Source organism: Pseudomonas sp. Tun-23181, assembly GCF_057415455.1.
In genome coordinates this window covers 3,041,123-3,062,603 of record NZ_CM171630.1, presented here as the reverse complement: position 1 = coordinate 3,062,603, position 21,481 = coordinate 3,041,123, and the positions used below count along the sequence as shown (strand labels likewise).

Sequence of the window (21,481 nt, the reverse complement as noted above, 5' to 3'; positions counted from 1 at the left end):
GCTTGACGGCTAGGGCCGTCGGAGACCCTTGTAATGCCCGATCACGATGTACGCCTGCAGCAACTGACCGCCTGGCTCGATGAGCAGCTCCACCCTCTTTTCCATGACAACGCCTGGGGCGAAGTGCCCGAAGGCACCTTGACCGCTGCCAGTAGCGATGCGAGTTTCCGTCGCTATTTCCGCTGGCAGGGCGGCGATCATAGCTTCGTGATCATGGACGCGCCTCCACCTCAGGAGAACTGCCGCCCCTTCGTCGATATCGACCACCTGCTGGCCAGCGCCGGTGTGCACGTGCCGATCATCCATGCCCAGGACCTGGAGCGTGGCTTCCTGCTGCTGGGGGATCTTGGCCGCCAGACCTACCTGGATATCATCGACGCCGACAACGCCAATGCACTGTTCGCCGATGCCATCGACGCCTTGCTGGCATTCCAGCGCCTGCCGATGACAGCACCGCTGCCGAGCTACGATGTTGCCTTGCTGCGTCGCGAACTGGAGCTGTTCCCGCAGTGGTACGTCGGCCATGCCCTGGGCCTGGCGCTTTCCGAGGCCCAGCAGGCGGCCTGGGAGCGGGTCAGCCAACTGCTGATCGACAGCGCCCTGGCCCAGCCCAAGGTGTTGGTGCACCGCGACTATATGCCGCGCAACCTGATGCGCAGCGAGCCCAACCCAGGCGTGCTGGACTTCCAGGACGCGGTCTACGGCCCGGTGACCTATGACATCACCTGCCTGTTCAAGGATGCCTTCGTCAGTTGGCCCCAAACCCGTGTCGAGGGCTGGCTGCGCGACTACTGGCAGAAGGCGCGCGAGGCGGGTATCCCGGTGCAGGACGACTTCGAGGCATTCCACTGCGCCAGCGATCTGATGGGCGTGCAGCGCCACCTCAAGGTGATCGGCATCTTCGCCCGTATCTGCCACCGTGATGGCAAGCCCCGCTACCTTGCCGACGTGCCACGCTTCTTCGCCTACATCGTAGAGGTCATCGGTCGTCGGCCCGAGCTGGCCGAGTTGGGCCAACTGATCGCTGAGCTGCAGACCGGGGCGCGCCCATGAAGGCGATGATCCTGGCGGCGGGCAAGGGCGAGCGCATGCGCCCCCTGACCCTGCACACCCCCAAGCCACTGGTGCCTGTCGCTGGCCAGCCCTTGATCGAGTACCACCTGCGCGCACTGGCCAGGGCAGGTTTCACCGAGGTGGTGATCAACCATGCCTGGCTCGGCCAGCAGATCGAGGACCACCTGGGCGATGGTTCACGCTTCGGCCTGAGCATCCGTTATTCGCCCGAGGGCGAGCCGCTCGAGACCGGTGGCGGGATCTTCAAGGCGCTGCCGTTGCTGGGCACGGCGCCGTTCCTGCTGGTCAATGGCGATATCTGGACCGACTACGACTTCACCCGCCTGCGCACTCCGCTGGAGGGGCTCGCGCACCTGGTGCTGGTGGACAACCCCGGGCATCACGGGCGCGGTGACTTCCGCCTGGAAGGCGAGCGAGTCCTCGACGGTGACGAGGCCGCCGATACCCTGACGTTCAGCGGCATCTCGGTGCTCGCCCCGGCACTGTTCGAAGGCTGCCAGCCCGGTGCCTTCAAGCTGGCGCCACTGCTGCGCAAGGCCATCGGCGAGGGGCGGGTGAGCGGCGAGCACTACCGTGGCCGCTGGGTCGATGTCGGGACCCTGGAGCGCCTGGCCGAGGCCGAGCGCCTGATCGTCGGGTGCGACTGACATGTGGTGGCCGAGCACGGTGATAGGCGCCGGCGCCGGCTTTGCCCTGGCCAGCATCCCAGGTGCCCTGCTGGGTGCCCTGCTAGGCCAGGCCATGGACCGTCGCCTGCGCCTGCAGGGCTGGGAGGATGTGCGAGAGCGCCTGGGCGGGCGCCCGGCGCTGCGGGACGAAGAACTGCTGTTCGTGTTGCTCGGGCGCTTGGCCAAGAGCGATGGCCGGGTTGGCGAAGGGCATATCCAGCAGGCGCGTCAAGAGATGGCGCGCCTGCACATGGCCGAGCCTGCGCGGCTCCGGGCGATTGCCGCCTTCAACCGTGGCAAGTCGGGCAAGGATTCTCTGGCGCGTCACCTGCAACGGATCAGCCAGCAGCCCCATGCCGCGGAAGGGACGGTGCGCGCCTGTTGGCGGATGGTCTGGGCCGACGGCAAGGCAGGCCTGCGCGAGCGTGAGCTGTTGCTGGAGTGGGGGCGGGCGATGGGCCTGACGCGACCCCAGGTGCAGGCCCTGTCCCTTGAATACGAACCCCGTAGGGGCGCACCGGAAGGTGGCGCGATGACCTATGCGGCGGCCTTGCGCCTGCTTGGCGTCGAGGTCGACACCGATGTCGACGCGGTGAAGCAGGCCTACCGCCGTCTGCTCAGCCGGCATCACCCGGACAAGCTGGTCGGTAGTGGCGCGAGCGAAGCGCGGGTGCGTGAGGCGACCGAGCGTACTCGTGAGTTGCACCAAGCCTATGCCCTGGTGCGCAAGCGGCGGGGGTTTTGAGCAGCTGCAAGCTTTAGCGGCAAGCTGCAAGATGAGCCGGGTAGATAGCTCCACTCCATACGACTGAAAAGCCGCAAGTAGGCGCCTTTACACAGGACCTGCTTGCGGCTTATTGACGGGACAAGCGCCATGAGCCTGCTGGTCGACTCGAAACGGCAATCACTCCTGCGGCATCAACCACCCTCGAACCCGGCGGAACAGTTGCTCTTGCTCCGCCGCCGCGTTACCCGGCATGGCGATCAGCGACAGTTGCCGGTACTGGCTGTCCTTCTGCCGCTTGCTGGCCTGCAGGCGCAGCTCGGCGGCCTGGCGGTCGCGGGGGCGCGTGGCGTAGTAGAGGTCGGCGGTGGGCAGCTTGAGGGTCGGCGCCAGGCTCTGCAGGTCGTGCTCCACCCGTGCTGGCGTCTGCGCCGCGATCATCACCAGCTTCTGTACCTGGGGCGGTTGCCGCTCACCCAGGTAGCGCGCTGCCCAGTAGGCGCCGCTGCCATGGCCGAGCAGGACGATGCTGCGAGGGTTGTGCCGCTGGGCATAGGCCAGCGCTGCGTCGAGGCGGGCGAAGATGCGCTCGGCATCGGCTTGGTCGCCTTGCTCTCCGGCTTCACTGGCGTCAGTGCCTTGTGCACTGTCGGCCTCGGCAGCGGTGGCTTGGGCGACGTTGGCGTTGGCGTCGGCCGGGGTGTCCTGGGCTGGCGCGGTCTCGCCCTGGTTGTCTGTCGGCTCTGCTTCCGGCGTGCGCTCGGCGCGTGCCTGCGGGCTGTCGACGACCAGGTCGGGAAGGCTGACGCTCAGGCTATGCCAGCCGACATCGGGAAACTTGTGGCGCAGCGGGCCGACCACCTTGGGCCAGTCAGCATTTTCTCCCGCACCCGGGACGATGATTACCGCCCCCTTCGGGTCACTGTCGTTGGCCGGTTTCCACAAGGCCAGGAAGCTCTCGCCGCCGGCCTGCAAGGTCTGCTGTTCGGCTTTGGGCACCAGGCGCTCGAGCGCCTGGGCGTCTTCTTCGCTGCGTTCGGCCAGGGGCGGGCGTGGCGCGGGGGCGGTTGCTGTCTTGGCGGCAGCTTGTGGTTGCTCGGCCTCGGCGGCCTGTGCGCCGAGCGGTAGGATCGAAGCCAGGCAGAACAGGGCCAGCGTCGTGCGATAAAGTGTGAACATGAATCAACCCAAGGCCAGAATGATACCGGCAGCCTAATAGTATTTGTCCGTGACGACCAAGCAGATGGCCGCCCTTGCCAAGACGAGCGTATAGATGAAGCGAGTGCGTCGCCTGTTGGTTATCGGCTGTTTGTGGCTGCCCTTGATCGCCTTGGCCAGGCCTGAGCCTGCGCCGTCGGTAGTGCTGGAGCCGGCCCAGCAGCAATGGCTGGACAACCACCGCAGCCTGCGGGTCGGTGTGGTGCTGCAGGCGCCCTATGCCCAGTTCGATCGCCGCCTGCAGCAGTTGTATGGCGCTAACGTCGAGTTGGTGAACTGGCTGGCGAGGGCGCTCCGGCTGGACCTCACCTGGCGCAACTTCAGCGACCAGGCGGCCCTCGAGCATGCCTTGCAGGCCGGCGAGATCGATTTCGCGCCAGGGCTGATGCAAACGCCGGCCAGCCTGCGCCTGTGGCTGTTCAGCGACCCCTACATGCGCATACCACAGCTGGTGGTCGGTGCCCGCACCGGCGCGGTGGCGGTCGAGTTGGAGAAACTGGGTGCCAATGACCGGGTCGCGGTGCGCATGCCCAGTGCCCTGGCCGATTACCTGCGAAGCAACTATGGCAACCTGAACCTGCAAGGCGTTCCCGATGAGCGCGAGGCCTTGCAGCTGGTGTTGGGTGCGCAGGCAAGCTACGCAGTGCTCGACGAAGCCCAGCTCAGCCGGCTGTCCCGGGAGGGGGAGTTCGGTGACCTGGCGGTGGTCGGCGACATTGGCCTGCCACAGTTGCTGCGGGTCGGCTCGCGGCGCGACTGGCCCTTGCTGGCCGATGTCCTGGAGCGCGGCCTGCAGGCGATGCCGGCCAAGGAGTTGGAGCAGCTGCACCAGCGCTGGCTGCAACCCAAGTACCCGCGCCTGAGCGAGACCACTGGTTTTTGGCAGAACCTCGCCCTGCTGTTCGGTCTGTTGTTGCTCTGTGCCATGGCCACGCTGGTCTGGCAGCGCCGCCAGCAGCGTCAGCTGGAGCGCAACCTGCTGGCGGCACGGGAAAACCTGGCCGAACGGCAGATGCGCGAAGAGGCGCTGCGCCTGAGCCAGTTCTCCATCGACCAGAGCACCGTGGGTATCCTCTGGGTCAACTGGGATAGCCATATCCGCTACGCCAACCATGCCGCCGAACGCATGCTCGGCTGTGGCGAGGGCGAGCTGCTGGAGCGGCCGCTGATCGACTTCGAGCCGGCCTTGCACATGGACCGCTGGCTGGAGCTGTGGAGGCGCGTGCGCACCGGCGAGGGTGGCGTCGAACAGTTCGAGACCCATTGCCTGCGTGCCGATGGCAACCTGCTGCCGGTGGACCTGTCGCTGAGTTTCCTGCGCTTTCGTGATGCCGAATACCTGGTGGTGTTCATCACCGATGTCACCGAGCGCCGCCGCGCCCTGGCTGCTCTGCGCGAGAGCGAGGCGCGGCTCAAGGGGATCGCCGGCAACGTGCCGGGGCTGGTGTTCCGCCTGGAGCGCGACCCCGCCGAGGGCGACCTGGAGTTCCCCTACATCAGCGAAGGCAGCGAGGCGTTGGTCGGCTACGCGCCCGCCGACATCCAGCACCCCGACATGGGGTTGCGCAATCTGGTCCACCCGCAGGACCGCGTCGACTACCATCGCGTCCAGGACTTGGCCCTGGCCAGCGACCAGGACTGGTCCTGGCAAGGGCGCATCCTCACGCGCCAGGGCGAGGAGCGCTGGGCCGACATCAAGGCCAGTACCCGACGCCTGCCCGATGGCCGAGTGGTGTGGGATGGCATTGTCTGGGACATTACCCAGAGCAAGCGGGTCGAGCATGCGCTGGCGCGCTCGCAGGAACAGTTGCGCGAGCTGTCGGCGCACCTGGAAAGCGTGCGCGAGGAAGAGAAGGCGCGTATCGCCCGGGAGGTGCATGACGAACTGGGGCAGATGCTCACGGTGCTCAAGCTCGAAGTCTCCATGTGCGAACTGGCCTACGCCGAACTCGACCCAGGCCTGAACGAACGCCTGGCCAGCATGAAACGCCTGATCGCCCAGTTGTTCCAGCTGGTGCGCGATGTGGCGAGCGCCTTGCGTCCGCCGATTCTCGATGCGGGCATTGCCTCGGCCGTCGAATGGCAGGCCCGGCGTTTCGAGGCACGCACGCAGATCCCCTGCCTGGTACAGGTGCCGGAGAATCTGCCACCATTGAGCGATGCCAAGGCCACCGGGCTGTTTCGCATCCTGCAGGAGGCGCTGACCAACGTCATGCGCCATGCCCAGGCGCATACCGTGCAGATCGAGCTGGCGCGCGAAAACGGCTCGCTGCGGATGACCGTCATCGATGATGGCGTGGGGTTTCGCACCGACCAGTCCCGGCCGGCGTCGTTCGGCCTGGTGGGCGTACGCGAGCGGGTGCTGATGCTGGGCGGCAGCATGACCCTGGACAGCGAGCCGGGCGAGGGCAGCAGCCTGAGCGTGGCCATACCATTGGATTAGGAGAGCGACCGTGATTCGAGTGCTGGTGGCCGAAGACCACACCATCGTCCGCGAGGGCATCAAGCAGTTGATCGGCCTGGCCAAGGACATGCAGGTGGTGGGGGAGGCCGGCAACGGTGAGCAATTGCTCGAGACCCTGCGCCATACGCCCTGCGAGGTGGTGTTGCTGGATATCTCCATGCCGGGGGTGAACGGCCTGGAGGCGATTGCGCGGATCCGGGCGCAGGGCAATCCGCCGGCAATCCTGGTGCTGTCGATGCACGACGAGGCGCAGATGGCCGCTCGTGCCCTGAAGGCTGGCGCCGCTGGCTACGCCACCAAGGACAGCGATCCTGCCCTGCTGCTGACGGCCATCCGCCGCGTGGCAGGCGGTGGGCGCTACATCGACCCGGCGCTGGCCGACCGCATGGTCTTCGAGGTCGGCCTGACCGAGACCCGCCCCCTGCATACCCTGCTCTCGGAGCGTGAGTTCTCGGTGTTCGAGCGCCTGGCCCAGGGCGCCAACGTCAACGACATCGCCCAGCAACTGGCGCTCTCCAGCAAGACCATCAGCACCCACAAGGCGCGCCTGATGCAGAAGCTCAAGGTCAACTCACTGGCGGAACTGGTGAAGTACGCCATGGAGCACAAGCTGGTGTGAGTGTCCCGTTTGCGACATGGGGTGAGCCCGGGGGGCTCCCGGCCTGTGCGAGCAAGCCCGGCCTTCGATTGGGGCTGGGCTGCGGCGCAGAGCACCTTCGGTTGGCGCAAGCCCTATGGGGGCGGGCCGCTGGAATGTCTGAAACCGTCACGCTTGTAGGGCAATCCCTACAGCAAATCTTCCATCCGGATGATGGCATTCTCTCAGCACCCCCGATTTCCGGGGGCTTGCCGCTTCTCTAGTCTTGGCTCACGCAGTCATTCCAAGAAGAAGGTGCAGGCATGAGCGAGGTGAATTCGAACGCTGCCGGTGGCGAGACGCTGGTAGCTTTCCGGGGTGTGCAGAAGAGCTACGACGGCGAATCGCTGATCGTCAAGGACCTCAACCTGGACATCCGCAAGGGCGAGTTCCTCACCTTGCTCGGCCCGTCCGGCTCGGGCAAGACCACCAGCCTGATGATGCTGGCCGGCTTCGAGACCCCCACCGCCGGCGAGATCCAGCTGGCCGGGCGTTCGATCAACAACGTGCCGCCGCACAAACGCGACATCGGCATGGTGTTCCAGAACTACGCGCTGTTCCCGCACATGACCGTGGAAGAGAACCTGGCCTTCCCCTTGAGCGTGCGCAACCTGAGCAAGACCGACATCAGCGAGCGGGTCAAGCGGGTACTGGCCATGGTCCAGCTCGATGCCTTCGCCAAGCGCTACCCGGGCCAGCTCTCCGGTGGCCAGCAGCAGCGGGTGGCCCTGGCCCGCGCCCTGGTGTTCGAGCCGCAGCTGGTGCTGATGGACGAGCCGCTCGGCGCGCTCGACAAGCAGTTGCGCGAGCACATGCAGATGGAGATCAAGCACATCCACCAGCGCCTGGGCGTGACCGTGGTCTATGTGACCCACGACCAGGGCGAGGCGCTGACCATGTCCGACCGGGTGGCGGTGTTCCACCAGGGCGAGATCCAGCAGATCGCCGACCCGCGCACCCTCTATGAAGAGCCGCGCAACACCTTCGTCGCCAACTTCATCGGCGAGAACAACCGCCTCAACGGCACCTTGCTGTCGCACGATGGCGACCGCTGTCAGGTGCAGCTGCCCCGCGGCGAGCGGGTCGAGGCGCTGGCGGTGAACGTGGGGGCGGCGGGCGAGCCGGTGACCCTGTCGATCCGCCCGGAGCGGGTGCGCCTCAACGGCCACAGCGAGCGCTGCGTCAACCGTTTCTCCGGCCGGGTGGCCGAGTTCATCTACCTGGGCGACCACGTGCGGGTGCGCCTGGAAGTCTGCGGCAAGGCCGACTTCTTCGTGAAGCAGCCGATTGCCGAGCTCGACCCGGCCCTGGCCGTGGGCGATGTGGTACCGCTTGGCTGGGAGGTGGAGCACGCCCGCGCGCTCGATCCGATTGCCGAAGCCCACTGATGGTTTGCTTCACCAACCCTGTACTGTGGAGAGAATAATAATGCGCAAGCAGTTGAAACTGACCGCCCTGGCCCTTGGCCTGTTCGCCGCCGGCCAGGCCCTGGCCGCCGACCTGACCGTGGTGTCTTTCGGCGGTGCGAACAAGGCCGCCCAGGTCAAGGCGTTCTACGAGCCATGGGAGAAGGCGGGCAAGGGCAAGATCATCGCCGGTGAGTACAACGGCGAAATGGCCAAGGTCAAGGCCATGGTCGACACCAAGAGCGTGTCCTGGAACCTGGTGGAGGTGGAGTCGCCAGAGCTGGCCCGTGGTTGCGACGAGGGCATGTTCGAGGAGCTCGACCCAGCCCTGTTCGGCGATGAGGCCGACTACGTGCCTGGCGCCATCCAACCCTGTGGCGTGGGCTTCTTCGTCTGGTCCACCGTGCTGGCCTACAACGCCGACAAGCTCAAGACCGCGCCCACCAGCTGGGCGGATTTCTGGGACACCAAGCAGTTCCCGGGCAAGCGCGGCCTGCGCAAGGGGGCCAAGTACACCCTGGAGTTCGCCCTGATGGCCGACGGTGTGGCGCCGAAGGATGTGTACAAGGTGCTGGCCACCAAGGAAGGCCAGGACCGTGCCTTCAAGAAGCTCGACGAGATCAAGCCGAGCATCCAGTGGTGGGAGGCCGGTGCCCAGCCGCCCCAGTACCTGGCCTCGGGTGACGTGGTCATGAGCTCGGCCTACAACGGCCGCATCGCCGCGGTGCAGAAGGAGAGCAACCTCAAGGTGGTGTGGAACGGCGGTATCTACGACTTCGACGCCTGGGCCATTCCGAGGGGCGCCAAGGATACCGACGAAGCGAAGAAGTTCATCGCCTTCAGCGTGCAGCCCGAGCAGCAGAAGATCTACTCCGAGAACATCGCCTATGGCCCGGCCAACGCCAAGGCGGTCAGCCTGCTCTCGGACGAGGTGAAGAAGGACATGCCGACCACGCCTGAGAACATCGCCAACCAGGTGCAGATCGACGTGGCCTTCTGGGCCGACAACAGCGAGCAGCTGGAACAACGCTTCAACGCTTGGGCGGCGAGGAAGTAAGCCGCACCGAAGGAGCGCCGGGGAACGGCCCGGCGCTCCTCGTTCCCCAGATTTTTCGGAGTTCGCCATGGCCATTGCAGTGCCCCTGAACGAAGGCGCAGGTAAAAGCCTCAAGCAGCGTCTCAAGCATGCCGAACGGGTCAACCGCTGGAAAGCGCAGGCGTTGATCGCGCCGCTGGCGCTGTTCCTGTTGCTGGTGTTCCTGGTGCCGATCGCGGCACTGCTGTACAAGAGCGTCGGCAACCCGGAGGTGGTCGCCGGCCTGCCACGTACCGTCGAGGCCGTGTCGCAGTGGGACGGCAAGGGCCTGCCGGGCGAAGAAGTGTACAAGGCGCTCAGTCAGGACCTGGCCGAATCGCGTCGCAACCAGACCTTGGGCGACCTTTCCAAGCGCCTGAACATGGAACTGGCCGGCTACCGCAGCCTGCTGGCCAAGACCGCCAGGGCGCTGCCGTTCAAGACTGAGCCGAGCGCCTACAAGGATGCCTTGCAGACGCTCGACGAGCGTTGGGGCGATCCGGCCTATTGGCAGGCGATCCGCCGCAACACCAGCACGGTCACGCCGTTCTACCTGCTGGCCGCACTGGACCACCGCATCGACGACCTGGGCGAGCTGGCCAAGGCCACGCCCGACCAGGCGATCTACCTGGACATCTTCGCCCGCACCCTGTGGATGGGCGTGGTGATCACCGTGATCTGCCTGCTGCTGGCCTATCCGCTGGCCTACCTGCTGGCCAACCTGCCGACCCGGCAGAGCAACCTGCTGATGATCCTGGTGCTGCTGCCGTTCTGGACCTCGATCCTGGTGCGGGTGGCGGCCTGGATCGTGCTGTTGCAGTCGGGCGGCCTGATCAACAGTGCGCTGATGGCGGTGGGCATCATCGATGAGCCGCTGGAGTTGGTGTTCAACCGCACCGGCGTGTACATCTCGATGGTCCATATCCTCCTGCCGTTCATGATCTTGCCGCTGTACAGCGTGATGAAGGGCATCTCGCCCAGCTACATGCGCGCGGCGATCTCCCTGGGTTGCCATCCGTTCGCCAGTTTCTGGCGGGTGTACTTCCCGCAGACCTATGCCGGTGTCGGCGCCGGTTGCCTGCTGGTGTTCATCATCTCCATCGGCTACTACATCACCCCGGCGCTGCTCGGCAGCCCCAACGACCAGATGGTCAGCTACTTCGTCGCCTTCTACACCAACACCAGCATCAACTGGGGCATGGCCACCGCGCTGGGCGGGTTGCTGCTGCTGGCCACCGTGTTGCTGTACCTGATCTATAGCTGGCTGGTCGGCGCCAGCCGCCTGCGCCTGAGCTGAGGAGCCTTGCCATGCTGAGCCCTTACATGTCGCCCGTGGAGCGGGTCTGGTTCTACAGCCTGCGAATCCTCTGCGGCCTGATCCTGCTGTTCCTGGTATTGCCGGTGCTGGTGATCGTGCCGTTGTCGTTCAACAGCGGCAGTTTCCTGGTCTACCCGCTGCAGGGTTTTTCGCTGCAGTGGTACGAGGACTTCTTTTCGTCCGCTGAATGGATGCGTTCGTTGAAGAACAGCATCATCGTCGCCCCGGCGGCCACCGTGCTGGCCATGGTGTTCGGCACCCTGGCCGCCATCGGCCTGACCCGCAGCGACTTTCCTGGCAAGTCGCTGGTGATGGCCTTGGTGATTTCGCCGATGGTGGTGCCAGTGGTGATCATCGGCGTGGCCAGCTATCTGTTCTTCGCCCCGCTGGGCCTGGGCAACAGCTTCATCTCGCTGATCCTGGTGCATGCGGTACTGGGCGTGCCGTTCGTCATCATCACCGTGTCGGCGACCTTGCAGGGCTTCAACTACAACCTGGTGCGAGCGGCGGCCAGCCTGGGAGCCTCGCCGCTGCTGGCCTTCCGCCGGGTGACCTTGCCGCTGATCGCGCCCGGGGTGATCTCCGGGGCGTTGTTCGCCTTCGCCACGTCGTTCGACGAGGTGGTGGTGACCCTGTTCCTCGCCGGGCCCGAGCAGGCGACGTTGCCACGACAGATGTTCAGCGGCATCCGCGAGAACCTGAGCCCGACCATTGCCGCGGCGGCGACGTTGCTGATCGCCTTTTCGGTGGTTCTGCTGCTGACCCTGGAGTGGTTGCGCGGGCGGAGCGAGAAGATGCGAACCCAGCAGCCGACCTGATTGGCAGGTTGTGCCGGCCCTTTCAAGGGGTATTTGGGGCTGCAAGGCAGCCCCAAAGATGACAAAGCGCTGCCAACCGAATGATTTTGTGTCGCCATCGGCACCGCTTGACGCCAATCAGCCCCGATTCGCTCGCCTGGGTTACAATGCGCGCCACCGTGATTCTGCCAACAGGTGCGCCATGCAGCCCTACGCTATTGCCCCCTCCATCCTCTCCGCCGATTTCGCCCGCCTGGGCGAGGACGTCGACAAGGTGCTCGCCGCTGGCGCCGATATCGTCCACTTCGATGTGATGGACAACCACTACGTACCCAACCTGACCATCGGCCCGATGGTCTGCAGCGCCCTGCGCAAGTATGGCGTGACCGCGCCGATCGACGTGCACCTGATGGTCAGCCCGGTCGACCGCATCATCGGCGACTTCATCGAAGCCGGCGCCACCTACATCACGTTCCATCCGGAAGCCTCCCAGCACATCGACCGCTCCCTGCAACTGATCCGCGACGGTGGCTGCAAGGCTGGCCTGGTGTTCAACCCGGCCACCGGCCTGGACGTGCTGAAGTACGTGATGGACAAGGTCGACATGGTCCTGCTGATGAGCGTCAACCCAGGCTTCGGTGGCCAGAAGTTCATCCCTGGCACCCTCGACAAGCTGCGCGAGGCGCGCGCCTTGATCGATGCCAGCGGCCGTGACATCCGCCTGGAGATCGATGGCGGCGTCAACGTCGGCAATATCCGCGAGATCGCGGCCGCAGGTGCCGACACCTTCGTGGCGGGCTCGGCGATCTTCAATGCGCCGGATTACCAGGACGTCATCGCCAGCATGCGCGCCGAACTGGCCCAGGCCCACCCATGAGCGGCTTCGAGCAGCTGTTCCCAGGGACGCTGCCCAGGCTGGTGATGTTCGATCTGGATGGCACCCTGATCGATTCGGTCCCCGACCTGGCTGCCGCCGTGGATCGCATGCTGCTCCAGATGGGGCGCCCGCCCGCTGGCCTGGAGGCCGTGCGCCAATGGGTCGGCAATGGTGCCCAGGTCCTCGTGCGCCGCGCCCTGGCCGGCGGCCTGGATCACGCAGGCGTCGACGATGCACTGGCCGAGCAGGGCCTGGCCCTGTTCATGGAGGCCTACGCCGAAAGCCACGACCTGACGGTGATCTACCCCGGGGTGCGCGACACCCTGCGCTGGCTGCGCAAGCAAGGCGTGGAGATGGCGCTGATCACCAACAAGCCTGAGCGTTTCGTCGGCCCGCTGCTCGATCAGATGAAGATCGGTCGTTACTTCCGCTGGATCATTGGCGGCGACACCCTGGCGCAGAAGAAGCCTGACCCGGCGGCCTTGCTGTTCGTCATGAAGATGGCCGGCGTCGCCCCCGCCGAGTCGCTGTTCGTCGGCGATTCGCGCAGCGATGTGCTGGCGGCCAGGGCGGCGGGTGTGCAATGCGTCGGCCTGACCTATGGCTACAACCATGGGCGGCCCATCGATGAGGAATCCCCCAGCCTGGTCATCGACGACCTGCGCGCCCTGCTGCCCGGTTGCTTAGTCCCGGCCACTGGGATAACGTTGGCGGACCTTCAAGCCTCACAAGACAGAGAGTCCACCGTGGCGGTTACCGGCAAATTCTGGATGAAAGTCATCAAGGCCCTGGCCCGTTGGCGCTGGCGCGCCTGACTTCCGCCCGCCGGCGCCTGCCGGCCCGTCCGCTTGCCCGACCCCATTGCTGCTTGCCACGAGGCTACCCATGACCCGCGAAGAATTCCTGCGCCTGGCCGCTGCCGGCTACAACCGCATTCCCCTGGCCTGTGAAACCCTGGCCGACTTCGACACGCCGCTGTCGATCTACCTGAAGCTCGCCGACCAACCCAACTCCTACCTGCTCGAGTCCGTACAGGGCGGCGAGAAGTGGGGGCGCTACTCGATGATCGGCTTGCCCTCGCGCACTGTGCTGCGGGTACATGGCTACCACGTGAGCATCTTGCAGGACGGCGAAGAAGTGGAAAGCCATGACGTCGAGGACCCGCTGGCGTTCGTCGAGACCTTCAAGGATCGCTACAAGGTCGCCGACATTCCGGGTTTGCCGCGCTTCAATGGCGGCCTGGTCGGCTACTTCGGCTATGACTGCGTCCGTTATGTGGAAAAGCGCCTGGGCGCCTGCCCGAACCCGGATCCGCTGGGTGTGCCGGACATCCTGTTGATGGTCTCCGATGCCGTGGTGGTGTTCGACAACTTGGCGGGCAAGATGCACGCGATCGTGCTGGTCGACCCGGCCCAGGAGCAGGCCTACGAAGAAGGGCAGGCACGGCTCGAGGGCCTGCTGGACACGCTGCGCCAGCCGATCACCCCGCGCCGCGGCCTGGATCTGAGCGGCCCGCTCGCCGCCGAGCCGGAATTCCGCTCCAGCTACACCCGCGAGGACTACGAGAACGCGGTGGCCCGCATCAAGGAGTACATCCTGGCCGGGGATTGCATGCAGGTGGTGCCGTCCCAGCGCATGTCCATCGACTTCAAGGCCGCGCCCATCGACCTGTACCGGGCGCTGCGCTGCTTCAACCCGACGCCGTACATGTACTTCTTCAACTTCGGCGATTTCCATGTGGTCGGCAGTTCGCCCGAGGTGCTGGTGCGGGTCGAAGACAACCTGGTGACCGTGCGCCCGATCGCCGGCACCCGCCCGCGTGGCGTCACCGAGGAGGCCGACCGGGCACTGGAGGACGACCTGCTGTCCGACGAGAAGGAAATCGCCGAGCACCTGATGCTCATCGACCTGGGGCGCAACGACGTGGGCCGGGTGTCCTCGACGGGCAGCGTACGCCTGACCGAGAAGATGGTGATCGAGCGCTATTCCAACGTGATGCACATCGTCTCCAACGTCACCGGGCAGTTGCGCCAGGGCCTGACTGCCATGGATGCGCTGCGTGCCATCCTGCCGGCTGGCACCCTGTCGGGGGCGCCGAAGATCCGCGCGATGGAGATCATCGACGAGCTGGAGCCGGTCAAGCGCGGTGTCTATGGGGGGGCGGTGGGCTACTTCGCCTGGAACGGCAACATGGACACGGCCATTGCCATCCGTACTGCGGTGATCAAGGATGGCGAGCTGCATGTCCAGGCCGGTGGCGGTATCGTCGCCGACTCGGTGCCGGCGCTGGAGTGGGAAGAGACCATCAACAAGCGCCGCGCCATGTTCCGTGCGGTGGGCCTGGCGGAGCAGACGCCCAAGGCCTGATGGCTGGCATGAAGAAACGGCGCCCCTGGTGGGCGCCGTTTTTGTATCGGTTGGGGACGCAAAGCGACCCCAGGGGCTTCAAAAGTCCAGGCTCAGGGCCAGGCTCACTCCCTGCTGGGTCAGCTCATCGCTCTTGCGCCAGTTGTAGTTGCCACGCACGTGCAGCCCCGGCGTCAGTTCATGGGTAAGCCCCAGGCTGGCACGGGTCAGGTTGCTGTGAGGGGTATAGCCGGTGAGTGTGAAATCATTGGCTGGCAGGGTGGTCAGGCGCATCGTCAGGTCCTGGCGATCATCCTCGAACTCATGCTCGCGGGCGACCTCGGCGAACAGCCGGGTGCCCGGGGCGAATTGATAGCTGCCCTGCAGCCCCACTCCCAGGCGTCGCGAGGTACGGTCCTGATCGTCGAAGCCCAGCGCAGTGGAGCGCCCGCTCTTCTCGTCATAGCCATCCACCTTGACCCGGGCATAGTCGGCGCTGACGAATGGTGACAACTGCCAGTCGCTGCCCTCTGTCGCTAGGTTGTAACCCAGGCGACCCGACAGTGCCCAGGTTTCGCCGTCCGTGTCGCCTTTCTCGCTGCGCTCGCCCACGCCCAGGGCGAAGGTGCGCTCGAGGTCGTGGTAATCCAGGTGCCCCGCGGTCAAGGCGGCGTCCGCCCACCAGCGCTGCTGGCGGAACTGGGCGAACAGCGTGGCCAGGTAACTGTCGAGCTTGTAGTCCGAGTCCTGTTCGCCGGCCTCCAGTTTCTGCCGATAGACGCCTGCGGCCAGGCCGATGCGCCAGGCCTCGTCGAGCCGGTAGCTGCCGCCGAGGGTCAGGTTGTAGCCCCGCCCGTCGCCACTGGCGGCGCTGCGCTGGTCGTCGAAGTCCAGGTCCTGGGCGCCAGTGGCGAGAATGGTCTGCCATTGGCCGACGGCTTGCCAGGGTGTCTGCCACTGGTTGCGCAGTTCGTCCTGGTGGGCGCGCAGGCTGGCGTGGGCCATTTCTGGAAGCAAGGTCAGCTCCCAGGGAGCGGCGATGATCGAGTAGGCGTAGTCGGCGATCAGCCGCTGGCCGGCGATGGTCGGGTGCACCGAGTCGTTGAACAGCAGCCGGCTCGGGTCCGGTGTGGGGCCATTGATGCCGTAAACCGGGTTCTCCACGCAACTGCCGCCGCTGTAGCAGGTGCCGACCAGGTCCTGGTCGGCCGCAAGGCCGAACTGCGCCGGGCTGGCGAGGGCCTCCTGGAGCAGGACGGGGATGTTCAGCGGGATGATCTCGGCGTCGACGCGGTCCAGTTGTTCCACCAAGGACTGGTTGAATACGCCGGACAACTGGGAGAGCGGGCCTTGCTGCGGTGTACCGCTGAAGTTCGGCGTCTGGCCCAGGTCGGGCAGTAGCCAGACCATGATGTAGCGGGCGCCGCCCTGCTGCAGCGCCTGGGCACTGGCCGCCAGGCGCGCGCCAGCGGCTGCGGCATCGGCGGGGCTGTTGACCAGGCCCTGGAGGAAATCGTTGCCACCACCGGTCAGGTAGTAGAGCGCGTTCGGGTCGGCGCCCAGGCCGCTGGCCAGGTAGCCGGGGCGCTCGCGCAGTACGGCGCCGGCCCCAGGGTTGCCCGGCGGAATGACCGTCCGCGAGGTATCGGTGATCGAATCGAGGATCTGCTGGGTGGTGTAGCCGCCGACCGCCCAGTTGTTGCCGTCGGGGCGGACAGCCAGCGAGGTGGACGGGTTGAGGTCGGCCGGTGCCACGCCCAGGCGGCCGCCGAGCAGCATCGGCGAGACGGGCGCATAGTTGCCGTCGGTGTCACGGTTGGTGAAGCGCATGGCGGCGGTGCCACCGGCCAGGTCGGGGAACTGGCCGGCATCGCTGAGGCTGTCACCGAAGACGATGAGCGTCGAGTAGGGCGAGGGCGCCGCCATGGCCTGGCTGCAGGCCAGGGCCAGCAGGCCGAGCAGGGAACGCAGGAAGGGCGGTTTGCGCATGTCTGAATATCCTTTTCGTTGTTTTTATGAGGACAAGCCGACTGACCTTAGCAAATCGCAGGTCATGCTTTCCAAGTCCATTCGTTTCCCGGTATTTACGGGCATATTGCACCTGCCGCCCCGGTAGGCTACTGTGCCGTGACGTATGAACGAGACCTACCCCGTGTTGATCGTCAGCAGACTCCTGATGCGCGTTATCAAGGCCCACGCCCGTTGGCGTTGGCGCGCCTGACTTTATCTCCTGCCGGCTTGCCCGGCCCGTCCCCGTTTGCCTTCCATTCGCTGCACCTGCCGCCCCTTGCGGGATCGTCCGCACCCGTGGCTGGCATGGGAAGGTTCGAATCCAAAGTCAGTATTCAAGAGGTTCGCTCCAGATGTTACTGATGATCGACAACTACGACTCCTTCACCTACAACGTCGTTCAATACCTCGGCGAGCTGGGTGCCGAGGTCAAGGTCATTCGCAACGACGAAATGACCATCGCCCAGATCGAAGCCCTCGAGCCGGAGCGCATCGTCGTCTCCCCGGGCCCTTGCACGCCGAGCGAGGCGGGCGTGTCCATCGAAGCCATCCTGCACTTTGCCGGCAAGTTGCCGATCCTGGGCGTGTGCCTGGGCCACCAGTCCATCGGCCAGGCCTTCGGCGGTGACGTGGTGCGGGCCCGCCAGGTGATGCATGGCAAGACCAGCCCGGTGCATCACCGCGACCTGGGCGTGTTCGCCGGCCTCAACAACCCGCTCACCGTGACCCGCTACCATTCCCTGGTGGTCAAGCGCGAAACCCTGCCGGATTGCCTGGAGGTCACCGCCTGGACCGCGCATGACGATGGTTCGGTCGACGAGATCATGGGCCTGCGCCACAAGGCCCTGAACATCGAAGGAGTGCAGTTCCACCCCGAGTCGATCCTCACCGAGCAAGGGCATGAGTTGTTCGCCAATTTCCTCAAGCAGACCGGCGGCCGCCGCTAAGGAACGAACATGGATATCAAGAGCGCGTTGAGCCGTATCGTCGGCCATCTGGACCTGTCCACCGAGGAAATGCGCGGCGTCATGCGCCAGATCATGACCGGCCAGTGCACGGAGGCGCAGATCGGTGCCTTCCTGATGGGCATGCGCATGAAGAGCGAGAGCATCGACGAGATCGTCGGCGCCGTGTCGGTGATGCGCGAGCTGGCCGACAAGGTCGAGCTGCAGAGCCTGGATGGTGTCGTCGACATCGTCGGCACCGGTGGTGATGGCGCCAACATCTTCAACGTGTCCACCGCCTCGGCCTTCGTTCTCGCCGCGGCCGGTTGCACCGTGGCCAAGCATGGCAACCGGGCGGTGTCCGGCAAGAGCGGCAGCGCCGACCTGCTGGAGGCCGCCGGCATCTACCTGAACCTGACTCCGGTGCAGGTCGCTCGCTGCATCGACAGCCTGGGGATCGGTTTCATGTTCGCCCAGACCCACCACAGCGCCATGAAGCACGCCGCCGGGCCTCGCCGCGAGCTGGGGCTGCGCACCCTGTTCAACATGCTCGGCCCGCTTACGAATCCGGCCGGTGTGAAACACCAGGTGGTCGGGGTCTTCACCCAGGCCCTGTGCCGCCCACTGGCTCAGGTGCTGCAGCGTCTGGGCAGCAAGCATGTGTTGGTGGTGCACTCGAAGGATGGCCTGGACGAGTTCAGTCTGGCCGCGCCGACCTTCGTCGCCGAGCTGAAGAATGACCAGATCAGCGAGTACTGGGTCGAGCCGGAAGACCTCGGCATGAAGAGCCAGAGCCTGCATGGTCTGGCGGTCGAGGGCCCGCAGGCCTCGCTGGAGCTGATCCGCGATGCCCTGGGCCGGCGCAAGACCGAGAACGGCCAGAAGGCTGCCGAGATGATCGTGCTCAACGCCGGTGCCGCGCTGTATGCCGCCGATCACGCGATGAGCCTCAAAGCAGGGGTGGAGCTGGCCCATGACGTGCTGCACACCGGCCTTGCCTGGGAGAAGTTGCAGGAGCTGGGTGCCTTCACCGCGGTATTCAAGCAGGAGAACGAAGCATGAGCGTACCGACGGTGCTGGAGAAAATCCTCGCCCGCAAGGTCGAGGAAGTGGCCGAGCGCAGTGCCCGGGTCAGCCTGGCCGAGCTGGAGCGCCTGGCCAAGGCAGCCGATGCCCCGCGTGGCTTTGCCAATGCGTTGATCGAGCAGGCCGGGCGCAAGCAGCCGGCGGTGATCGCCGAAATCAAGAAGGCCTCGCCGAGCAAGGGGGTGATCCGCGAACACTTCGTGCCAGCGGAGATCGCCGCCAGCTACGAGAAGGGTGGGGCGACCTGCCTGTCGGTACTGACCGATGTGGACTACTTCCAGGGCGGCGATGCCTACCTGCAGCAGGCCCGCGCGGCCTGTGCGCTGCCGGTGATCCGCAAGGACTTCCTGATCGACCCTTACCAGGTCGTCGAGGCCCGTGCCCTGGGCGCCGACTGCGTATTGCTGATCGTCGCCGCGCTGGATGACGTGCGCATGGCCGAGCTGGCTGCCACCGCCAAGGACGTCGGGCTCGACGTGCTGGTGGAGGTGCACGACGGCGATGAACTGGAGCGTGCCCTGCAGACCCTCGACACCCCGCTGGTCGGCGTCAACAACCGCAACCTGCACACCTTCGAGGTCAGCCTGGAAACCACTCTCGACCTGCTGCCGCGCATCCCGCGCGATCGTCTGGCCATCACCGAGAGCGGCATCCTCAACCGTGCCGACGTGGAACTGATGGAAATCAACGAGGTGTATTCCTTCCTGGTCGGCGAGGCGTTCATGCGCGCCGAGCAGCCGGGGCTGGAGCTGCAGCGTCTGTTCTTCCCCGAGCGGCCCGTGCACAACGTGGTCCAGCAACTGGACTGAGCGACCCTGAAGCCGGCACATGCCGGCTTCTTTGCATGGACAAGGTGGAAAACTGATGAGCGATCAACCTCTGGCCCTTACCGTCGAACAGGGCCTGCACGCCGAACAGGAGCTGCTGGCCGCAGTCTGCCGTGGCGAGCGCGAAGCTGGTGTGCTGTTCTGGCGCCCGACCGACCGCGCCCTGGTGATGCCACGGCGCATGAGCCGCCTGGAGAACTTCGAGGCTGCCTGCACGGAACTGGCGATCAGTGGCTGGCCGGTGTTGTTGCGCGAGACCGGCGGGGAGCCGGTGCCGCAGTCGCATGCCACGGTGAACGTGGCACTGGTCTATGTGGCGCCGCGTAGCGAAGGGGACCAGGGGCGCATCGAGAATGCCTACGAGCGCCTGTGCCTGCCCTTGTGCGATGTGCTGCGCGAATGGGGCGGTGTGGCATCGGTCGGCGAGATCGATGGCGCTTTCTGCGATGGCCGGTACAACGTCAATCTCGATGGCCGCAAACTGGTCGGCACGGCCCAGCGCTGGCGCCAGGGGCTGGGCGGCAAACGCCCGGTGGTGCTGGTGCATGGCGCGCTGTTGCTGGACAACGAGCGTGAGTCGATGGTCGCGGCGGTCAACCGCTTCAACGAATGTTGTGAGCTGGAGCAACGCTGCCGGGCCGATGCCCATGTCGCCCTGCATGAGGTCGTGCCCGAGGCGCCCTGGTTCGAGCGCCTGAGCCAGGCTTACGACGAGGTGATCGCGGCGCTTCCCCGGGACTAGCGGGTGCCGTAGACCACCATGGTCTTGCCCTTGACCTGGACCAGGCTGCGTTCCTCGAGGTCCTTGAGCACACGACCGACCATTTCCCGTGAGCACCCGACGATACGGCCGATCTCCTGGCGGGTGATCTTGATCTGCATACCGTCCGGGTGGGTCATCGCGTCGGGCTGCTTGCACAGGTCCAGCAGGCAGCGGGCCACGCGGCCGGTGACGTCGAAGAAGGCGAGGTCGCCGACCTTGCGGGTGGTGTTGCGCAGACGCTGGGCCATCTGGCTGCCGAGCGCATAGAGGATTTCCGGATCCTGGCGAGCCAGTTCGCGGAACTTGTCGTAGCCGATCTCGGCCACTTCGCATTCGGTCTTGGCGCGGACCCAGGCACTACGTTGCTGTTCCTGGCCGCTAGGTTCGAACAGGCCCAACTCGCCGAAAAAATCGCCGCTGTTGAGGTAGGCGATGATCATCTCATGACCGTCGTCGTCCTCGATCAGGATGGTCACCGAGCCTTTGACGATGAACGACAGCGTGTCTGCCCGGTCGCCCGCACAGATGATATTGCTCTTGGCGGCATAGCGGCGGCGCTGGCAGTGGGTGAGCAGCTTGTCGATGTTCTTGATCTTGGCGGGTAGGGCTGAGGCAACCATCACGAAATCCTGTTCGATATGACGCATAGGCTTTTTATAGGGGTTTGGCGGAAAGTGCCAGTCATTTGGCGCCAGCTTATCAGACACTGCCTCTGGTATTGGTATGAAAGCGACTCGTCTTGAGCTTTTCCGACAGCTCCACAAGGTCTAAGCTGACGGCCTTTTCCGAACATTAGGGAGTCCAGATACATGAAGGCACGCATCCAGTGGGCCGGTGAAGCGATGTTCCTCGGCGAATCGGGGAGCGGCCACGTCGTGGTGATGGATGGCCCGCCCGAGGCTGGCGGTCGCAACCTGGGCGTGCGCCCGATGGAGATGCTCCTGCTCGGCCTGGGCGGTTGCAGCAGCTTCGATGTCGTGAGCATCCTGAAGAAGTCGCGCCAGGCCGTGGAAAGCTGCGAGGCCTTCCTGGAGGCCGAGCGCGCCGACGAGGATCCCAAGGTGTTCACCAAGATCCACTTGAAGTTCGTGGTCAAGGGGCGTGGCCTGAAGGAGGCCCAGGTCAAGCGTGCGGTGGAGCTGTCGGCGGAGAAGTACTGCTCGGCCTCGATCATGCTCGATCGCGCCGGTGTCGAGATTACCCACGGCTACGAGATCGTCGAGCTGGGCTGAGGCAGGTATTCGACT

The 21,481-nt window shown here is 65.5% G+C and carries 20 protein-coding genes; 17 read left to right on the top strand and 3 right to left on the bottom strand.

The features are described 5' to 3' along the window. Positions 1-33 precede the first annotated feature (33 nt). The 3 genes from ACDI39_RS14650 to ACDI39_RS14640 are packed head-to-tail and all read left to right on the top strand — an operon-like array spanning position 34 to position 2,487. Entirely contained in the window at positions 34-1,053 is a 1,020-nt protein-coding gene (locus ACDI39_RS14650; RefSeq protein ID WP_253091241.1) for an aminoglycoside phosphotransferase family protein, read from the top strand. Further along, positions 1,050-1,721: an N-acetylmuramate alpha-1-phosphate uridylyltransferase MurU gene (gene murU / locus ACDI39_RS14645; RefSeq protein WP_253091242.1), complete on the top strand. Its 672-nt coding sequence runs from the start codon at positions 1,050-1,052 to the stop codon at positions 1,719-1,721. The genes ACDI39_RS14650 and murU overlap by 4 nt, the downstream gene beginning before the upstream one ends. A 1-nt stretch (position 1,722) precedes the next feature. Next, positions 1,723-2,487 (top strand): TerB family tellurite resistance protein, encoded by a 765-nt coding sequence (locus tag ACDI39_RS14640; RefSeq protein WP_486536881.1) that lies wholly within the window; start codon positions 1,723-1,725, stop codon positions 2,485-2,487. Between the two features lie 159 nt (positions 2,488-2,646). On the opposite strand, the gene ACDI39_RS14635 is transcribed toward ACDI39_RS14640, so the two are convergent. Then, the gene (locus ACDI39_RS14635; protein ID WP_253091243.1) at positions 2,647-3,645 is read right to left on the bottom strand and encodes an alpha/beta hydrolase family protein; all 999 of its coding nucleotides are present in this window, start codon (positions 3,643-3,645) and stop codon (positions 2,647-2,649) included. Positions 3,646-3,739: 94 nt separating this feature from the next. On the opposite strand from ACDI39_RS14635, the gene ACDI39_RS14630 reads away from it, so the two are divergent. The 9 genes from ACDI39_RS14630 to trpE all read left to right on the top strand — a co-directional run bounded on the left by ACDI39_RS14630 (position 3,740) and on the right by trpE (position 14,625). Further along, positions 3,740-6,127, top strand: coding sequence for a PAS domain-containing sensor histidine kinase (locus ACDI39_RS14630; RefSeq protein ID WP_486536880.1), 2,388 nt, complete (start codon positions 3,740-3,742; stop codon positions 6,125-6,127). 10 nt (positions 6,128-6,137) lie between these two features. Then, a complete protein-coding gene (locus ACDI39_RS14625) occupies positions 6,138-6,767 on the top strand; it encodes a response regulator (protein WP_225786427.1) in 630 nt (209 codons plus the stop codon). Between the two features lie 281 nt (positions 6,768-7,048). Next, positions 7,049-8,173, top strand: a complete 1,125-nt coding sequence (locus ACDI39_RS14620; RefSeq protein ID WP_225786426.1) for an ABC transporter ATP-binding protein — start codon at positions 7,049-7,051, stop codon at positions 8,171-8,173. Between the two features lie 40 nt (positions 8,174-8,213). Further along, on the top strand, positions 8,214-9,248 hold the full coding sequence (locus ACDI39_RS14615) for an ABC transporter substrate-binding protein (RefSeq protein WP_225786425.1): 1,035 nt from the start codon (positions 8,214-8,216) through the stop codon (positions 9,246-9,248). A gap of 67 nt (positions 9,249-9,315) precedes the next feature. Next, positions 9,316-10,563, top strand: a complete 1,248-nt coding sequence (locus tag ACDI39_RS14610) for an ABC transporter permease (RefSeq protein ID WP_253080175.1) — start codon at positions 9,316-9,318, stop codon at positions 10,561-10,563. A gap of 11 nt (positions 10,564-10,574) precedes the next feature. Next, the gene (locus tag ACDI39_RS14605; protein ID WP_225786423.1) at positions 10,575-11,402 is read left to right on the top strand and encodes an ABC transporter permease; all 828 of its coding nucleotides are present in this window, start codon (positions 10,575-10,577) and stop codon (positions 11,400-11,402) included. Between the two features lie 181 nt (positions 11,403-11,583). After that, the gene (gene rpe / locus ACDI39_RS14600; protein WP_225786422.1) at positions 11,584-12,258 is read left to right on the top strand and encodes a ribulose-phosphate 3-epimerase; all 675 of its coding nucleotides are present in this window, start codon (positions 11,584-11,586) and stop codon (positions 12,256-12,258) included. Then, positions 12,255-13,073, top strand: coding sequence for a phosphoglycolate phosphatase (locus ACDI39_RS14595; protein ID WP_225786421.1), 819 nt, complete (start codon positions 12,255-12,257; stop codon positions 13,071-13,073). Before rpe ends, ACDI39_RS14595 begins: the two co-directional genes overlap by 4 nt. Positions 13,074-13,143: 70 nt before the next feature. Next, positions 13,144-14,625 (top strand): anthranilate synthase component I, encoded by a 1,482-nt coding sequence (trpE, locus tag ACDI39_RS14590; RefSeq protein WP_486536879.1) that lies wholly within the window; start codon positions 13,144-13,146, stop codon positions 14,623-14,625. Between the two features lie 78 nt (positions 14,626-14,703). Here trpE and estP read toward each other — a convergent pair whose 3' ends face one another. After that, positions 14,704-16,593, bottom strand: coding sequence for an esterase EstP (estP, locus tag ACDI39_RS14585; RefSeq protein WP_486536878.1), 1,890 nt, complete (start codon positions 16,591-16,593; stop codon positions 14,704-14,706). Between the two features lie 374 nt (positions 16,594-16,967). Here estP and ACDI39_RS14580 point away from each other — a divergent pair, with 374 nt between their 5' ends. From ACDI39_RS14580 to ACDI39_RS14565, 4 genes are read left to right on the top strand one after another with little or no spacing between them, the layout of a single operon-like run. After that, a complete protein-coding gene (locus ACDI39_RS14580) occupies positions 16,968-17,561 on the top strand; it encodes an aminodeoxychorismate/anthranilate synthase component II (RefSeq protein ID WP_225786418.1) in 594 nt (197 codons plus the stop codon). Positions 17,562-17,570: 9 nt separating this feature from the next. Continuing rightward, positions 17,571-18,620 carry an anthranilate phosphoribosyltransferase gene (trpD, locus tag ACDI39_RS14575; RefSeq protein WP_225786417.1) on the top strand — a complete coding sequence of 350 codons (1,050 nt, stop codon included), beginning with the start codon at positions 17,571-17,573 and terminating at the stop codon, positions 18,618-18,620. Next, positions 18,617-19,453: an indole-3-glycerol phosphate synthase TrpC gene (gene trpC / locus ACDI39_RS14570; protein WP_225786416.1), complete on the top strand. Its 837-nt coding sequence runs from the start codon at positions 18,617-18,619 to the stop codon at positions 19,451-19,453. Before trpD ends, trpC begins: the two co-directional genes overlap by 4 nt. Positions 19,454-19,508: 55 nt before the next feature. Then, on the top strand, positions 19,509-20,213 hold the full coding sequence (locus tag ACDI39_RS14565; RefSeq protein WP_225786415.1) for a lipoate--protein ligase family protein: 705 nt from the start codon (positions 19,509-19,511) through the stop codon (positions 20,211-20,213). Here the strand turns inward: ACDI39_RS14565 and crp are convergent. After that, entirely contained in the window at positions 20,210-20,854 is a 645-nt protein-coding gene (gene crp, locus ACDI39_RS14560) for a cAMP-activated global transcriptional regulator CRP (protein ID WP_225786414.1), read from the bottom strand. The genes ACDI39_RS14565 and crp overlap by 4 nt on opposite strands. 189 nt (positions 20,855-21,043) lie before the next feature. Here crp and ACDI39_RS14555 point away from each other — a divergent pair, with 189 nt between their 5' ends. Continuing rightward, on the top strand, positions 21,044-21,466 hold the full coding sequence (locus ACDI39_RS14555) for an OsmC family protein (RefSeq protein WP_225786413.1): 423 nt from the start codon (positions 21,044-21,046) through the stop codon (positions 21,464-21,466). Positions 21,467-21,481: the final 15 nt, after the last annotated feature.

Coding starts and splice junctions, on each gene's coding strand:
- ACDI39_RS14635 (WP_253091243.1), bottom strand. CDS start 3,645: ATGTTCACACTTTATCGCACGACGCTGGCCCTGTTCTGCCTGGCTTCG.
- ACDI39_RS14605 (WP_225786423.1), top strand. CDS start 10,575: ATGCTGAGCCCTTACATGTCGCCCGTGGAGCGGGTCTGGTTCTACAGC.
- ACDI39_RS14640 (WP_486536881.1), top strand. CDS start 1,723: ATGTGGTGGCCGAGCACGGTGATAGGCGCCGGCGCCGGCTTTGCCCTG.
- ACDI39_RS14595 (WP_225786421.1), top strand. CDS start 12,255: ATGAGCGGCTTCGAGCAGCTGTTCCCAGGGACGCTGCCCAGGCTGGTG.
- trpD (WP_225786417.1), top strand. CDS start 17,571: ATGGATATCAAGAGCGCGTTGAGCCGTATCGTCGGCCATCTGGACCTG.
- crp (WP_225786414.1), bottom strand. CDS start 20,854: ATGGTTGCCTCAGCCCTACCCGCCAAGATCAAGAACATCGACAAGCTG.
- ACDI39_RS14615 (WP_225786425.1), top strand. CDS start 8,214: ATGCGCAAGCAGTTGAAACTGACCGCCCTGGCCCTTGGCCTGTTCGCC.
- trpE (WP_486536879.1), top strand. CDS start 13,144: ATGACCCGCGAAGAATTCCTGCGCCTGGCCGCTGCCGGCTACAACCGC.
- trpC (WP_225786416.1), top strand. CDS start 18,617: ATGAGCGTACCGACGGTGCTGGAGAAAATCCTCGCCCGCAAGGTCGAG.
- ACDI39_RS14555 (WP_225786413.1), top strand. CDS start 21,044: ATGAAGGCACGCATCCAGTGGGCCGGTGAAGCGATGTTCCTCGGCGAA.
- ACDI39_RS14610 (WP_253080175.1), top strand. CDS start 9,316: ATGGCCATTGCAGTGCCCCTGAACGAAGGCGCAGGTAAAAGCCTCAAG.
- ACDI39_RS14565 (WP_225786415.1), top strand. CDS start 19,509: ATGAGCGATCAACCTCTGGCCCTTACCGTCGAACAGGGCCTGCACGCC.
- ACDI39_RS14620 (WP_225786426.1), top strand. CDS start 7,049: ATGAGCGAGGTGAATTCGAACGCTGCCGGTGGCGAGACGCTGGTAGCT.
- estP (WP_486536878.1), bottom strand. CDS start 16,593: ATGCGCAAACCGCCCTTCCTGCGTTCCCTGCTCGGCCTGCTGGCCCTG.
- murU (WP_253091242.1), top strand. CDS start 1,050: ATGAAGGCGATGATCCTGGCGGCGGGCAAGGGCGAGCGCATGCGCCCC.
- ACDI39_RS14630 (WP_486536880.1), top strand. CDS start 3,740: ATGAAGCGAGTGCGTCGCCTGTTGGTTATCGGCTGTTTGTGGCTGCCC.
- ACDI39_RS14650 (WP_253091241.1), top strand. CDS start 34: ATGCCCGATCACGATGTACGCCTGCAGCAACTGACCGCCTGGCTCGAT.
- rpe (WP_225786422.1), top strand. CDS start 11,584: ATGCAGCCCTACGCTATTGCCCCCTCCATCCTCTCCGCCGATTTCGCC.
- ACDI39_RS14580 (WP_225786418.1), top strand. CDS start 16,968: ATGTTACTGATGATCGACAACTACGACTCCTTCACCTACAACGTCGTT.